The sequence below is a fragment of the Nonomuraea sp. NPDC050202 genome, assembly GCF_040656115.1.
Lineage (GTDB): Bacteria > Actinomycetota > Actinomycetes > Streptosporangiales > Streptosporangiaceae > Nonomuraea.
On record NZ_JBFALF010000008.1, the window covers coordinates 238,428 to 252,839 of the forward strand.

Here is a 14,412-nt window from a genome sequence, read left to right on the forward strand (position 1 = left end):
CAATCACCGCTGGTAACGCTCCAACACCTTGTTCCCGTCCTCGACCAGCTTCGCCGCCACCTGGTCGATGGTGATCTTATTGGCGAAGTACTCCTGCAGGGCGGGGGTCGCCACCTTGCTCTTCCACTCGTCGAACCCGTTCACCTTCAGGAACGGCGCCACCACCAGGTTCTTGGCGGAGGCCGTGGCCACGTCCCAGCCGTTCTCCTCGGTGGTCATCGCCGGGTCGGCGGCGGCCTTCTGGGAGGTGGGCAGGAGCCAGTCGCCCTTGGCGAGCTTGGCCTGGTTGGCGCCGTTCAGGAAGAACGAGATGAACTTCATGGCCTCGTCCGGGTGCTCGCTCTCCTGCGCGATCGACAGCGTCTGCGAGACGGCGCCCTGCTGGGCGCTGGTGCCCTTGGGCGCGGGCAGCGTGACCCACTCGAACCCGTCGGGAGCCTGCTCGACGACCTGCTGGCGCAGGTAGACGCCGGCGGGCAGCAGCGCGAACTTGCCCTTGTAGAAGGCGGGCAGCGGGTCGGCGGTGCCCTGGCCGAGCGCGTCGGGGTCGGCGGACTTGTCCTTGTAGAGCTGGTCGTGGATGCGCTGGAGCACCTCGCGCTCCTCCGGGCCGACCTTGACGGTGGTCTTGCCGTCGGCGCCGGTCTGGAAGAAGGTGCCGCCGAAGTTGAGCGCCAGGTTGAGGGTCTTGTTGACGGGCGACTTCATGGCCCAGGCCACGCCGTACGACTCGCCCTTGGTCATCTTCTTGGCGGCCTCGGAGAACTCGTCCCAGGTCCACGGGTTGTCCGCGGTGGGGATGCGCACCTTGGCCTCGTCCAGCAGCTTCTTGTTGGCGATGATGACCTGCGACTCCTGCAGGAACGGCACGCCGTACACGCCCTGGCCGCCCTTGCCGTCGCCGAAGGTGACGGTGTCCCAGGCGGTCTGCGGGATGTCGCTCTTGAGCTCGGCCGGCAGCTTGTCCTTCAGGTCCAGCAGGTAACCGTCGGAGGCGAAGCCGGACAGCGCGGGCGAGTCGTTGTGGATGACGTCGGGCGCGGTGCCGCCGGCGAACTGGGTGACGAGCTGGTCGTTGACGTTGTCCCAGCTCCCCTGGACGTAGGTGACCTGGATGTTGGGGTTGGCCTTGTTCCACTCGTCCACGAGCTGCTTGTTCGCGGCGACGGACTCCTTCTGCCACGCCAGGCTGAGGAAATCGATCTTCACCGGCTCGTTGGGGGACGACGACGACTCGCTGCCGCCACCTCCCCCGCCGCACGCGGCGGCGAGCGTGAGGACCGCCGCAGCCGCCAGAGCGGACGTGATTCGCATATGAGCCTCCTAGCCCTTGACGGCGCCGGCCATCAGGCCGGACTTCAGCCGCCGCTGAATGATTGCGAAGAAGATCAGGCTCGGGATCGTCGCCATGAGCGACGCCGCGGCCAGCGGGCCGAGCCTGGCCACCCCCTCGGGGCCGGTGAACCTCACCAGCGTGAGCGGGAGCGTCATGACGTCGGGGTTCTGCAGGATCACCAGCGCGAACATGAACTCGTTCCACGACGAGATGAAGGAGAACAGCAGCGTGGCCACCACGCCGGGCGCGAGCAGCGGGGCGACCACGCTCGCGATCGAGCGCAGCCGGCTCGCGCCGTCCACGGCCGCCGCCTCCTCCAGTTCGCGCGGCACCGCGCGCACGTACCCCTGCAACATCCACAGCGCGAACGGCAGCGTGAACGTCACGTGCACGACGACCAGCCCCGGCAGCGTGTTGATCAGGTCGAGGTCGCGCAGGATCATGAAGAGCGGGATGATGATCAGGATGAACGGGAACACCTGGCTGACCAGCACCCACCCGATCGCGATCTTGTTGATCAGGCCGCGGTAGCGCGCCATGGCGTAGGCGGCGGGCAGCGAGATCAGCACCGTGATCACGCTCGCGAACAGCGCCACGACCAGGCTGCGCAGCGACGCGCCGACCAGGTCCTGCTCGCCGAACGCGTCGCCGAAGTTGGCCAGCGTCGGCTCGCGCGGGATCCACGTCGGCTCGGTCAGCGCCATCTCCTGGGGCGTCTTCAGCGCCGTGGACAGCAGCCACACCAGCGGGAACGCCAGGAAGACGACGTACGCCACCAGCGCGACGTACTGCGATGCGCGTCTCACTTGGCCTCCCTCATCTGCCGCCACAGGTACAGCCCGAGCACCGCGAGCACGACGATCGCCATGGCGAGGCCGAGCATCGAGGCGTAACCGGCCATGCGGTACCTGAACGCCTCCTCGTAGGCGAACAGCATCGGCAGCCGCGTGCGGCCGCCGGGGCCGCCCTGGGTGAGCACGTACACCAGGCCGAACTGGTTGATGTTCCACACGAAGTCGAGCGAGGTGATCGCCACGATCACCGGCCTGAGCTGCGGCAGCGTGATGTTCCAGAAGCGCCGCCAGGTGCCCGCGCCGTCCATCTCGCCGGCCTCGTACAGCTCCTTGGGGATGTTCTGCAGGCCGGCCAGCAGCACGACCGTGGTCTGCGGCATGCCGGCCCAGATGCCGACCACGATGATCGCGGGCAGCGCGAGCGAGAAGTCGGCCAGCCAGTTGACGTCGGTGCCGAGCAGGTCGTTCAGCACGCCCGCGTCGGGGTGGTAGACGAGCTTCCACATCAGGCCGATGACCACCGGCGGCATCGCCCACGGGACCACCGACAGCACCCTGGCCAGGCCGCTGAAGCGCAGCTTCTCGTTCAGCAGCAGCGCCAGGCCGAGCGCGGCCAGGAACTGCAGCACGGTCACGGAGACGGCCCAGATGGCGCCGATCTGGAACGACGACCAGAACTCGTCGTCGGTCAGCAGGCGGGTGAAGTTCTCCAGGCCCACGAACTCGGTCTGGTGGACGCGGGTGTTGCGGGCGTCGGTGAACGCCAGGCCGATGCCGTACAGCAGCGGGCCCACGCTGAACAGCAGGACCGGCACCAGGGCCGGCAGCATCAGCACCCACATCTCCCGCGTCTGGCGGGAGATGCCGCGGCGCCTGGCCCGCGGTCCTCGCGGCGGTGCCGGTCGTGTCACGGTCGCCGTCACCGTCCGCCCTCCTCTCTCTCGTAGCCGGGGCCCGCGGTGGAGGCGCGCACGGCCAGGCGCGGGGGCACGGTGACCACCCTGGGCTCGCCTTCGACTCCCCGCAGCCGTTCCAGCAGCAGCTCGGCGGCGGCCTTGCCGCGCTCGGCCGAGCCGAGCGAGACGCTGGTCAGCGACGGCCACGAGGCCGCGGCCAGGTCGGTGTCGTCCATGCCGACCACCGCCACGTCCTCGGGCACCCGCTTGCCCGACGCGCGCAGCACGTCGAGGGCGCCGAGCGCGATCAGGTCGTTGGCGCACATCAGCGCGTCCACGCCGGGTTCCCGGTCGAGCAGCGCGGCCACGGCCTGCGCCCCTTCCGGGCGGTAGAAGTCGCCGATCTGCACGAGGTTCTCGTCGTACGGCAGGCCGAGGTCCTCCAGCGCCTCCCGGTACGCGGCCCCGCGGGCGGCGCCGGGGACGGTGTCGAGCGGGCCGTTGATCATCGCGATGCGGCGGCGGCCGAGCGCGTAGAGGTGGTCGACCGCCAGCCGCACGCCGGTGCGCGAGTCGGCGCGTACGTTGTCCACCCGCGTGCCCTCGGGCACCGAGCCGATGATCACGACGGGCGCCCTGGCCGTCGCCAGCATCTCCAGGTGGGCCTCGGTGACGCGCAGGGGGCTCATGATCAGCCCGTCCACGTACCGCTCGCCCAGGCTGTGCAGCACGTCGATCTCGTCCGCCACGACGGCGTCGGTCGAGTGCAGCACGAGCCGGTAGCCGGCGGCCTTCAGCACGGGCTGGATCTGGCGCAGCATGGCCAGGTAGGCGGGGTTGCCGACGTCCGCCATGGCGAAGGCGACCTGGTGGGTGCGGCGCGACTTGAGCGACCTGGCCACGGCGTTGCGCACGTAGCCGAGCTCGTCGGCGGCGGCCATCACCTTGCGCACGGTCTCCTGCCTGGTCGGCAGGCCGTTCAGCACCCGCGAGACGGAGGCAATCGAGACGCCCGCGCGCTCGGCGATCGTGTTGATCGTGGGTCCGTCGGCCAAGGCTGTCCTTCCAACTGGATGTAAACGTTTACGGGACGATGGCTGTAAACGTTTACGGATTGGGGACATGAAACATGGATGTAACTTGCGGGTCAAGTCACGATCGCATAACACCAGGTCAGAGGCTATGAACGCAAATTTCCGGCGCGCCTGGCCGCGAGGCACGGGCGCGCCGGGCCGCTCAGTCGCGTGCGGGCTGGGGCTCGCCGTCAGGGACGGGCTCGTCGCCGGAGCGGACCCCGGAGGGGACCACGGCCGGCGCCGGGGCGGTGGACAGCCGCAGCAGGGAGCGGATGGCGGGCGAGCCCGTGAGCGTGACCACGGCGGCCATCACCGCCGGGATGACGAGCGCGACCGGCAGCGACGCGTGCTCGGCCACGAACCCGAGCACCGCGGGCCCCAGCAGCAGCCCGCTGTACCCGAACGCCGTCACCATCGCCAGCGCCCGCCCGACCCGCCCACCGGCGGCCCCCACGGCGCTGAACAGCACCGGCACGACGGTCGCCAGCCCCACCCCGGCCAGCGCCCAGCCGGTCCACGCGCACACCACCCGCAGCGGCTCCCCCACGAACGGCGACGCCAGCACCAGGGCGTACCCGAGCGTGGCGAAGACGCCGGCGAGCTGGATCGTGCGCACGGAGCCGAGCCGTCCCCTGATCGGGTCCCCCAGGAGCCGGAAGGTCGTCATGGCCACGGAGAAGATCGTGTACGCCAGCGGCGCCATGGCCGGATCGGTCTCCAGCACCCAGCGCGCGTGCAGCGCGGCCCAGTCGATGGCCGCCCCCTCGCTCAGGTGCCCCGCGAACGCCGCCAGCCCCAGCAGCGCGATCAGCCCCCAGCGCAGCGAGGACCCGTCCGATGCGGACCCGCCGGACGGCGAGGCGGACTCGTGCGCGGGCGGTTCAGGCAGCAGCAGGTACGCCGCCGGCAGGTACAGGAACGGCACCACGACCGCCGCCGCGATCAGCAGCCACTGCGCGTCCACCCCGCCCTGCAGCGCCAGCGAGGTGAGCCCGCCGCCGGCGGCCCCGCCCAGGCTCCACACGCCGTGGAAGGCCGAGATGATCGGCCGCTTGTAGACCCGCTCGACCTCGACGGAGTGGGCGTTCATGGCGACCTCGGTCACCCCCAGCCCGATGCCGAACAGCACCGCCAGCGCCGCCAGCGACCAGTACGAGGGCGCCAGCGCGGGCCCGAGCAGCACCACACCGGAGAACGGCCCGGCGAACCAGCACACCCGCCGGCTGGACCACCGGTCCACCAGCGGCCCCGCCGCCAGCATGGACACCAGCGCCCCGCCCGAGATCAGCAGCAGGACACTGCCGAGCCTGGCGGGGCCGAGCTCGAGGCGGTCGTTCAGCGACGGCAGGCCCGCGGCCCACAGCCCCATGACGAAACCGGCCAGGAAGAAGAATCCGAAAACACCGACACGAGCGCGTTTTGCCTCAATGGGGGTTTTGTTCACGGCTAGAGCATAAACTGTGAAACGTGAATGGAGCCACAACCAGCGGGGAGCTTCGCGCGCACAACCGGGTCAGGCTGCTGCGCGCCGTACACGACTGCGGGGCCACCCGCACCAGGTCCCAGCTCACCCGGGAGCTCGGCCTGGCCAGGGGCACGGCCTCCGTGCTCGTCTCGGGGCTGGCCGAGGACGGGCTGCTGCACGAGGAGCCGGCCCCCGAGCACACGCGCGGCCGGCCGACGCAGGTGCCGGGCCCGCATCCGCACGGGCCCGTCGCGCTGGCCGTGGACGTGCGCGAGGACGCCTGGGAACTGGCGGCGTGCGAGCTGGGCGGGCGCGTCACGGTGCTGGCCGTACGGCCCCACGACGGCACGCCGGAGGGCACGCTGGGACCGCTGGGCGAGGCCATCGCCGAGCACGGCCGCCGGCTCGCCCGCCGCGTGGCCGGCGTCGGGGTGGCGCTCGCCGGGCCGATCCGCCACGGCGGCCTGGTGGACATCGCCCACCTCGGCTGGCGCTCGGTCGACGTCCCCGCCCTGCTCGGGAGCCTCGGGGCACCGCTCTTCGTCGGCAACGACACGGTCCTGGCCGCCCTGGCCGAGGCCCGCAGGGGCAAGCTGCGCGGCGTCCGGGTCGGCGTGCACCTGCACGTGGACTTCGACCTCGGCGGCGTGCTGGTCCTGGACGGCCACGCGGTCGCCGGGGCGAGCGGCGCCGGCGCCGAGTTCGGCCACATGCGCATCGGCGGCGGCGAGCGCCGCTGCCCGTGCGGCGCGATCGGCTGCTGGGGCATGGACGTCGGCGCGAACGCCCTGCTGCGCCACGTCGGCCTGGCCTACGGCGGCGGCAGGGGCAGGGAGCAGGCCGAGCGGGTGCTGGCCACGAGCGAGGAGGCGGTCACGGCGACCGCAAAGGCCCTGGGAAGCGGCATAGCGGCCCTCGTGAACGCCCACGACCCCGAGGTGGTGACCCTGTCCGGACACGGCGTGGAGCTGCGCGAGCGGGCCGGTGAGGCCCTTCTGGCGGCCTGCGAGCCCGGCCTGATGGCGATCCGCCGCGACCACCCGCCGCGGATCGAGGGCTCGGCGCTCGGCTGGCGGGGCTCGCTCCTGGGCGCCATGGAGTCGGTCTTCGACGCCTTCCTCACGACCGGAGGTCTTGAAGCCTGGCGCAAAAACCACCCTGACCAGGCTCGCGACACGCCCGACCGGCAAAGTGTGACGCATTCCACCCTGGACGGGGATAGCGCGCCATAACGCCTCCCTTCCGCGGTCACCTAGGTGATCTTGCAGGGGCCCGCCGGAGGACTGTACGGATGGAAGGGTCCAAGGCGCTGCACCATCATGATCCGAGGGAAGATCGCGTGAATCTCGAACTCGCGCTCCGCATGACGGAAGCGGCTCTGAAGCAGGCGTTCAGGGAGGGCGCGGCGGTCTCCGTCGCGGTCGTGGACGAGGGCGGGAATCTGGTGTCCTTCCAGCGTATGGAGGGTGCGGAGATCTCCGGGCCGGTCCTCGCGCAGGGCAAGGCGTACACCTCGGTCGCCCTGCGCAGGCCCACCTCCGAGCTGCCCGCGCTGACTGTTCCAGGAGGTGAGCTGGCGGGCCTGGCGGGGGCCGGTTTCGTGTGCGTCGGCGGTGGCGTTCCGCTGTGGTCCGGTTACGGTGAGGGAGAACGCGTGGTCGGCGGCGTAGGGGTCAGCGGAGGCACGATCACGCAGGACGTGGCGTGCGCGGAAGCGGCCGCATCGGTGTGGGGCGCACGCTGAGCGGGCGCTTTCCGCAACACGAACCGCTGGTATCCGCCATGATTAGCCACTGCACCACGGGTAACAGAACCCGAACGTTAACTCCCCGAGGAGAGAACAGAGATGGCACTTCCCACTCTCACCCCCGAGCAGCGTCAAGCCGCTCTGGCCAAGGCGGCCGAGGCCCGTGCCGCCCGCACGGCCCTGCTGGCCAAGGTCAAGGCGGGCGAGCTGACGTTCGCTCAGCTGCTGGAGCGCGATGACGACATCGCCAAGAAGATCAAGGTGTCCCAGGCGCTGCGCGCCGTCAAGGGCGTCGGGCCGGCCAAGGCCACCGCGCTGATGGAGGAGGCGGGCGTCGACGAGAAGCGCCGCCTCGGCGGCCTGGGCGCCCAGCAGCGCAAGAAGCTGGTCGACGCGCTCGGCTAAACCCCCGAGCGGCCAGGTCCGCGCGGAATGCCGCGCGGACCGGCCAGCGACCCCTCACTGGCCAGGAGGGACCGGCGAGCGGAGCCGCCCCGCTCGACGGCGGGCCAGCCCGAGGGGTCAGAACCCCCAGTACGAGGATCAGGAACGCAGGTAGGTCAGCACGGCAAGCACCCGGCGATGCTGGTCGCTGTCCTCCGCGTAGAGGCCGAGCTTGTTGAAGATGCTCCTGATGTGCTTCTCCACGGCTCCGTCACTGATCACGAGCTGCCGCCCGATGGCCGGATTGGACTTCCCTTCGGCCATCAGCCCCAGCACCTCGCGCTCGCGCGGCGTGAGCTGTGCGAGCGGGTCGTCCTTGCGCCTGCGCACCATCAACTGGGACACCACCTGGGGGTCGAACACGGTGCCGCCCGCGGCCACCCGCCGCAGGCCCTCGAGGAACTCGTCGACGTCGACGACCCGGTCCTTCAGCAGGTATCCCACCGCGCCCCTGGCGTCGGCGAGCAGGTCGTCGGCGTAGGAGACCTCGACGTACTGGGAGAGGATGAGCACGGGCGCCCCCGGCACCCTGCGCCGGGCCTCCACGGCCGCCCTGAGCCCCTCGTCGGTGAAGGACGGCGGCATGCGCACGTCCACCACCGACACGTCGGGCTTGTGCTCGGCGATCGCCTCCACGAGGGCGTCGCCGTCGCCGACGGTCGCCACCACCTCGCAGCCGAACTCCTCGAGCAACCTGACCAGGCCCTCCCTGATCAGAACCGCGTCATCGGCCACGACTACCCGCACGGCACCTCCGCCACGATCAATGTGGGCCCGCCGTCGGGCGACTGCACGGTCAGCTCCCCGTCGACTGCGCGGAGCCGGTCGGCCAGCCCGGCGAGCCCGTGTCCCTTGGCGACGTGCGCGCCGCCGACCCCATCATCCCCGATCGTGAGCATCAGGTAGTTACCGACCCGGGTGAGCTGGACGGTGCACACCGTGGCGCGGCTGTGTTTGGCCACGTTGGTGAGGGTCTCCGCGCAGACGAAGTAGATGGCGTTCTCGACGGCGGCCTGGAAGCGCTCGACGGTCTGCACGTCCAGATCGACGGGGACGGTGCAGCGGCCCGCCAGGGCGGCCAGGGCGGGCGCGAGGCCGCGGTCGGACAGGATGGGCGGGGCGATGCCGCGCGAGAGCGCACGCAGCTCGTCGAGCGTCTCGCGGGTGGCGGTGATCGCGGACTTGATCGTGGCCTGCGCCGCCTCCGGGTCCTTGGCCAGCTGCCGCTGCGCCCTGGACAGCTCCATGGCCAGCGAGACCAGCCGCTGCTGCGGCCCGTCGTGGATGTCGCGCTCCAGCTTGCGCAGCGCGTTGGCCTCGGCGGAGACGGCGGCGGCGCGGCCCTCGGCCAGGTCGTCGATGCGCTCCTGCAGCTCGGCCACGCCGGTCAGCAGGGCCCTGCCGAGCCCGGCCCGCACCAGCGCGGCGCCGCGGACGCCGAACGGCATGATCAGGGTGAAGACCAGGCCGAGCGAGACGTAGAAGACGGTGTTGACCAGGTAGCCGTCACCCAGGCCGAGCAGCTCGGGCAGCTCGACGTTGCCGGGGATGTTCGAGGTGATGATGCCGTACAGCGGGTAGGTCAGGCCGCCCAGCGGGATCGCCCAGAACACGACGGTGAGCACGAACCCGATGATCGCGAACGGCAGGTTGATGACGCCGTGCAGCAGGTCGAGCCAGGACTGGCCGCTCGTCAGCGGGTTGATCAGCCGGCGGAACCGGCCGGCGCCCTGCGGGACGGGCTTGTAGCGGGGCCGTACGGGCGGGCGCCGCAGCACGTCGGACAGCCAGCCGCGCTCCGCGTCGGCGAAACCCCGCGCGATCATGAGCGTGCCCGCCAGCAGCGGCACGCCGATCCACACCACCGCGGTGCCGAGCCCTGCGGCGAAGCCCGCGACCATGAGCACGAAGCCGATCAGCGTCGTGGGGAAGCCGACCAGCGTGTATCGGGAGTCAAGGAGGACCCGCCTCGTCAGGGAGCGCATGGCCCCAACGGTAGAGCGCCGCCGCGGCCGGTACGAGCCGGTGCACCGGTGTGCGGGGGTAGGGCCAGCCCTACCGTGGCCGGTCATGGGGCCGCGACCCCGGGACGGTGGCTCGCGGCAATGCGCGGCGGCGCCTGCGGCGAAAGCCTTGAGTGCGTCCGCTCCCCCCTGAATCGAGGCTCCCCATGACCGTCCTGCTGGACCGTCCCGCCGCCGCGCCGGCCCCCGCGCCGGCCGCCCGCGTGGCGGCCGGGCGCGATCCGTTCATCGACCTGCTGCGGGTGGTGGGCATGGTGCTCATCGTGTTCCAGCACTGGACGATCCCGGTGCTCGGCTACGACGGCGACCGGCTGACGACGGGCAACGCGCTGTCCACGCCGGGCGTGTGGGTGGTGACGTGGCTGAGCCAGGTGATGCCGCTGGTGTTCTTCGCGGGCGGCGCGGCCAACGCGATCAGCTTCCGCCGCTCGGCGGAGCCCGCGCCGTCGTGGCTGGCCGTGCGGCTGCGGCGGCTGGCCTGGCCGCTGCTGCCGCTGGCCGCGGTGTGGATCCCGCTGCCGCACATCCTGCTGTCCCTGGGCGTGCCGGCGCAGCCGCTGGAGGTGGGGGCGAAGCTGACGGGCCAGCTGTTGTGGTTCCTGGCCGTGTACCTGATCGCCGTCACGGCCACCCCGTACGCGCTGCGCCTGCACGAGCGGTACGGCTGGCGGGTCCCCGTGGCGCTGGCGGCCGGGGCGGTGCTGACGGACGTGGCCAGGTTCTCGACCGGCCTGGACGCCATGGGTTACCTGAACGTGGTGTTCGTCTGGATGGCCGTGCACCAGCTCGGCCTCTTCTACGCCGAGGGCAGGCTGCGGGCGGCCTGGGCGCTGGCGCTCGGCGGGTTCGGCGCGGCGGCGCTGCTGGTGGCGTACGGCCCCTACCCGGGCAGCATGATCGGCCTGCCGGGCGCGGAGATGTCCAACATGGCCCCGCCCACGCTGGCCATGCTCGCCGTCGGCCTGGGCCAGGTCGGCCTGGCCGTGGCGCTGCGCCCCGCACTGGTGCGGCTGCCCACGCGCCGCCTGCTGGCCTGGGCGGGGCCGCGGATCATGACCATGTACCTGTGGCACATGCCGGCCCTGTTCGCGGTGACCGGGGTGGTCGTGGTCCTGCTGGGTGTGGACACGCCGCGGCCCGGCAGCATCCTGTGGTTCGCCGGCTGGCCGGTCTGGTTCGGCCTGCTGTGCCTGGTCATGTGGCCGCTGCTGAAGGGGTTCGCCCGGTTCGAGACGCCGCCGTCGCTGCCGTACGGGACGGCGGGCTGGCGCGGCATGCTCGCGGCGGCCGGGCTGGTCGGCGGCGGCGTGCTGACGCTGACGGTCGGCGGGTTCGCGCCCGGGGGCGGGCCGTTCCTGGCGGTGCTCGCGCTGCTCGGCGGGCTGCTGCTGACGGCGCCCCGGGCCCGCGTGTAGCACGTGAGCACGGGCCCGCCCGTCGGGTGGCGTGAGGATCCGGAAACACCGCCGTCATCGGCCCGTGAGCAGAATGTGTTCATGACGAAGGTGCGTGCCCTGACCGAGACCGACCTGCCCGCCGTCGCCGGCATCTACGCCCACTACGTGACCACCACGGTGGCCACGTTCGACGAGACGCCGCTCACGGCGGACGACTGGCGCGCCAAGGCCGGCGGCATCACGGGGGCGGGGCTGCCGTTCCTGGTGGCGGAGGTGGACGGGGAGGTCGCGGGGTACGCCTACGTGGCCCAGTACCGCCCCAAGCCCGCCTACCGGCACACGCTGGAGGACACGATCTACCTGGCGCCGGGGCGTACGGGGCGCGGGCTCGGGCGGCTGCTGCTGGGCGAGCTGGTCGCGGCGGCCGGCCGGACCGAGGCGCGCCAGCTCGTCGCGGTGATCGCCGACTCGGGCGACCCGTCCTCGGCCCGGCTGCACGAGAAGTTCGGCTTCGAGACGGTGGGGCGGCTGAAGTCGGTCGGCTTCAAGCACGGCCGCTGGATCGACACGGTGCTGATGCAGCTCGACCTGCGCTGACCGGCCCCCGGGCGGCGCCCGGCACCCGCCGCGAGCCGATGCTCTTGACCGAGTTGGCCGCCCCCGGTTCGACCATCCGGCAAACTTCGGCAGGATAGGAGTGTGAGCCTACTCGTTGACCGCCTGCCCGAAGAGATCGACGCCGATCCCGACGCCATCTTCGACGCGTTCGTCGCCTGGAACGCCGAGCGGGGGCTCACCCTCTATCCCGCCCAGGAGGAGGCCCTCATCGAGGTGGTCTCCGGCAACAACCTGATCCTGGCCACCCCCACCGGCTCGGGCAAGTCGCTGGTGGCGGCGGGCGCCCACTTCGCGGCGCTGACCCGCGACGTGCGCACGTTCTACACCGCCCCGATCAAGGCGCTGGTGTCGGAGAAGTTCTTCGACCTGTGCGCCGTCTTCGGCACGGAGAACGTCGGCATGATGACGGGCGACGCCAGCGTCAACCCCGGCGCGCCGATCATCTGCTGCACGGCCGAGATCCTGGCCAACGTGGCGCTGCGCGACGGCGCGGCGGCCGACATCGGCCAGGTCGTCATGGACGAGTTCCACTTCTACGCCGAGCCCGACCGCGGCTGGGCGTGGCAGGTGCCGCTGCTGGAGCTGCCGAAGGTGCAGTTCATCCTGATGTCGGCGACGCTCGGCGACGTCACGATGTTCAAGGACGACCTGACCAGGCGCACCGGCCGGGAGACCGCGGTGGTCAAGCACGCCGAGCGGCCGGTGCCGCTGGTGTACTCCTACCGGATGACCCCGCTGCACGAGACGCTGGAGGAGATGCTCTCCACCGGCCAGGCGCCGGTCTACGTCGTGCACTTCACGCAGGCCGCGGCGATGGAGCGGGCGCAGGCGCTGATGTCGATCAACATGGCGACCAAGGCCGAGAAGGAGGCCATCGCCACCATGATCGGCGGGTTCCGGTTCACCACGCGGTTCGGGCGGGCGCTGTCGCGCCTGGTCCGCCACGGCATCGGCGTGCACCACGCGGGCATGCTGCCGAAGTACCGCCGCCTGGTGGAGCGGCTGGCCCAGGCCGGCCTGCTGAAGGTCATCTGCGGCACCGACACGCTGGGCGTCGGCGTCAACGTGCCGATCCGCACGGTGCTGTTCACGGCGCTGTCGAAGTACGACGGCAACAAGGTGCGGCGGCTGCGGGCCCGCGAGTTCCACCAGATCGCCGGCCGGGCGGGCCGCGCCGGCTTCGACACCATCGGCTACGTCGCCTGCCAGGCCCCCGAGCACGACATCGAGAACGCCAAGGCCCTGGCCAAGATCGGCGACGACCCCAAGCGGCGCCGCGGCTACGCCCGCAAGAAGCCGCCGGAGGGCTTCGTCGGCTGGAGCGAGGACACCTTCACCAAGCTCCAGGAGGCCGAGCCTGAGCCGCTGAACTCCCGCTTCAAGGTCAGCAACGCCATGCTGCTCGCGGTGATCAACCGTCCTGGCGACTGCTTCCAGGCGATGAAGCACCTGCTGACCGACAACCACGAGGACCGCAAGTGGCAGCGCCGGCACATCAGCCAGGCCATCGCCATCTACCGGTCGCTGCTGGCGGGCGGCATCGTCGAGCAGTTCCGCGAGCCCGACGAGCAGGGCCGCCGGGCCCGGCTGACGATCGAGCTGCAGGAGGACTTCGCGCTCAACCAGGCGCTGTCCACCTTCGCGCTGGCCGCCTTCGACCTGCTCGACCGCGAGTCGCCGGCCTACGCGCTCGACATGGTCTCGATCGTGGAGTCCATCCTCGACGACCCGCGCCAGATCCTGTCCGCCCAGCTCAAGAAGGCCAGGGGCGAGGCCGTCGCGCAGATGAAGGCCGACGGCGTCGAGTACGAGGAGCGCATGGAGCAGCTCGCCGAGGTCATGTACCCGATGCCGCTGGAGGACCTGCTGCTCGGGGCGTACGAGACCTACCGGCGCGGGCACCCGTGGGTGGGCGACTACACGGTCAGCCCGAAGTCGGTGGTGCGCGACATGTTCGAGCGCGCGATGACGTTCAGCGAGTACATCCAGTTCTACGAGCTGGCCAGGTCCGAGGGCACGGTGCTGCGGTACCTGGCCGACGCCTACCGCACGCTTTCGCGTACGGTGCCCGAGCACCTCAAGACCGACGACCTGGTCGACCTCATCGAGTGGCTGGGCGAGCTGGTCCGCCAGGTCGACTCCTCGCTGATCGACGAGTGGGAGAAGCTCACCAACCCGGAGGCGGCGCTGGAGCAGCAGGAGCAGCTCGACGTCAAGGTGCGCCCGGTCACCGCGAACGTGCGGGCCTTCCGCGTGCTGGTGCGCAACGCGATGTTCCGGCTGGTGGAGCTGTGCGCGCTGGAGAAGGAGGAGGAGCTGGAGGAGCTGGCTCCCGACGTCGACTGGGGCGCGGCGCTCGACGCGTACTACGCCGACCACGAGGAGATCTTCACCGACGCCGACGCGCGCGGCCCCGCGCTGCTGCGGATCGAGGAGGAGAGCGGCCTGTGGAAGGTGCGGCAGACGATCAAGGATCCGGCCGGCGACGGTGACTGGGGCATCGACGCCCAGGTGGATCTGGCCGCCTCCGACGAGGAGGGCCGGGCCGTCCTGCACGTGCAGGGGCTCAACCGGCTGTAGAGAAACGACAAGCCGTGTGCCGGAACGGACTGGCA

13 protein-coding genes are annotated in these 14,412 nt (G+C 71.3%); 6 read left to right on the plus strand and 7 right to left on the minus strand.

Annotation, left to right across the window (positions count from 1 at the left end; genetic code table 11):
* Positions 1 to 3 precede the first annotated feature (3 nt).
* The 5 genes from AB0I79_RS23895 to AB0I79_RS23915 form a co-directional block, all read right to left on the minus strand.
* Positions 4 to 1,314: a sugar ABC transporter substrate-binding protein gene (locus tag AB0I79_RS23895; RefSeq protein ID WP_357876382.1), complete on the minus strand. Its 1,311-nt coding sequence runs from the start codon at positions 1,312 to 1,314 to the stop codon at positions 4 to 6.
* A 9-nt stretch (positions 1,315 to 1,323) separates the two neighbouring features.
* A complete protein-coding gene (locus tag AB0I79_RS23900; RefSeq protein WP_357876384.1) occupies positions 1,324 to 2,142 on the minus strand; it encodes a carbohydrate ABC transporter permease in 819 nt (272 codons plus the stop codon).
* Positions 2,139 to 3,053, minus strand: a complete 915-nt coding sequence (locus AB0I79_RS23905) for a sugar ABC transporter permease (protein ID WP_357876386.1) — start codon at positions 3,051 to 3,053, stop codon at positions 2,139 to 2,141. The genes AB0I79_RS23900 and AB0I79_RS23905 overlap by 4 nt, the downstream gene beginning before the upstream one ends.
* Positions 3,050 to 4,081, minus strand: coding sequence for a LacI family DNA-binding transcriptional regulator (locus AB0I79_RS23910; protein WP_357876388.1), 1,032 nt, complete (start codon positions 4,079 to 4,081; stop codon positions 3,050 to 3,052). The genes AB0I79_RS23905 and AB0I79_RS23910 overlap by 4 nt, the downstream gene beginning before the upstream one ends.
* 181 nt (positions 4,082 to 4,262) lie before the next feature.
* On the minus strand, positions 4,263 to 5,546 hold the full coding sequence (locus tag AB0I79_RS23915) for an MFS transporter (protein WP_357876390.1): 1,284 nt from the start codon (positions 5,544 to 5,546) through the stop codon (positions 4,263 to 4,265).
* Positions 5,547 to 5,569: 23 nt separating this feature from the next.
* On the opposite strand from AB0I79_RS23915, the gene AB0I79_RS23920 reads away from it, so the two are divergent.
* From AB0I79_RS23920 to mihF, 3 genes are all read left to right on the plus strand, one after another.
* Complete coding sequence (locus AB0I79_RS23920) at positions 5,570 to 6,799, plus strand: ROK family transcriptional regulator (RefSeq protein ID WP_357876392.1); 1,230 nt, start codon at positions 5,570 to 5,572, stop codon at positions 6,797 to 6,799.
* Between the two features lie 107 nt (positions 6,800 to 6,906).
* Entirely contained in the window at positions 6,907 to 7,311 is a 405-nt protein-coding gene (locus tag AB0I79_RS23925) for a heme-binding protein (RefSeq protein ID WP_357876394.1), read from the plus strand.
* Positions 7,312 to 7,413: 102 nt separating this feature from the next.
* Positions 7,414 to 7,719, plus strand: coding sequence for an integration host factor, actinobacterial type (mihF, locus tag AB0I79_RS23930; RefSeq protein WP_043641121.1), 306 nt, complete (start codon positions 7,414 to 7,416; stop codon positions 7,717 to 7,719).
* A gap of 138 nt (positions 7,720 to 7,857) precedes the next feature.
* Here the strand turns inward: mihF and AB0I79_RS23935 are convergent, their stop codons facing one another.
* Both AB0I79_RS23935 and AB0I79_RS23940 read right to left on the minus strand, forming a co-directional pair.
* The gene (locus tag AB0I79_RS23935) at positions 7,858 to 8,505 is read right to left on the minus strand and encodes a response regulator transcription factor (protein ID WP_185103121.1); all 648 of its coding nucleotides are present in this window, start codon (positions 8,503 to 8,505) and stop codon (positions 7,858 to 7,860) included.
* Positions 8,496 to 9,743: a sensor domain-containing protein gene (locus AB0I79_RS23940; protein ID WP_357876396.1), complete on the minus strand. Its 1,248-nt coding sequence runs from the start codon at positions 9,741 to 9,743 to the stop codon at positions 8,496 to 8,498. Before AB0I79_RS23940 ends, AB0I79_RS23935 begins: the two co-directional genes overlap by 10 nt.
* A gap of 185 nt (positions 9,744 to 9,928) precedes the next feature.
* On the opposite strand from AB0I79_RS23940, the gene AB0I79_RS23945 reads away from it, so the two are divergent.
* From AB0I79_RS23945 to AB0I79_RS23955, 3 genes are all read left to right on the plus strand, one after another.
* Complete coding sequence (locus tag AB0I79_RS23945; protein ID WP_357876398.1) at positions 9,929 to 11,197, plus strand: acyltransferase; 1,269 nt, start codon at positions 9,929 to 9,931, stop codon at positions 11,195 to 11,197.
* Between the two features lie 81 nt (positions 11,198 to 11,278).
* On the plus strand, positions 11,279 to 11,776 hold the full coding sequence (locus AB0I79_RS23950; protein ID WP_357876400.1) for an N-acetyltransferase family protein: 498 nt from the start codon (positions 11,279 to 11,281) through the stop codon (positions 11,774 to 11,776).
* 102 nt (positions 11,777 to 11,878) lie between these two features.
* A complete protein-coding gene (locus AB0I79_RS23955; protein WP_357876402.1) occupies positions 11,879 to 14,377 on the plus strand; it encodes a DUF3516 domain-containing protein in 2,499 nt (832 codons plus the stop codon).
* The last annotated feature ends 35 nt before the right edge of the window (positions 14,378 to 14,412 follow it).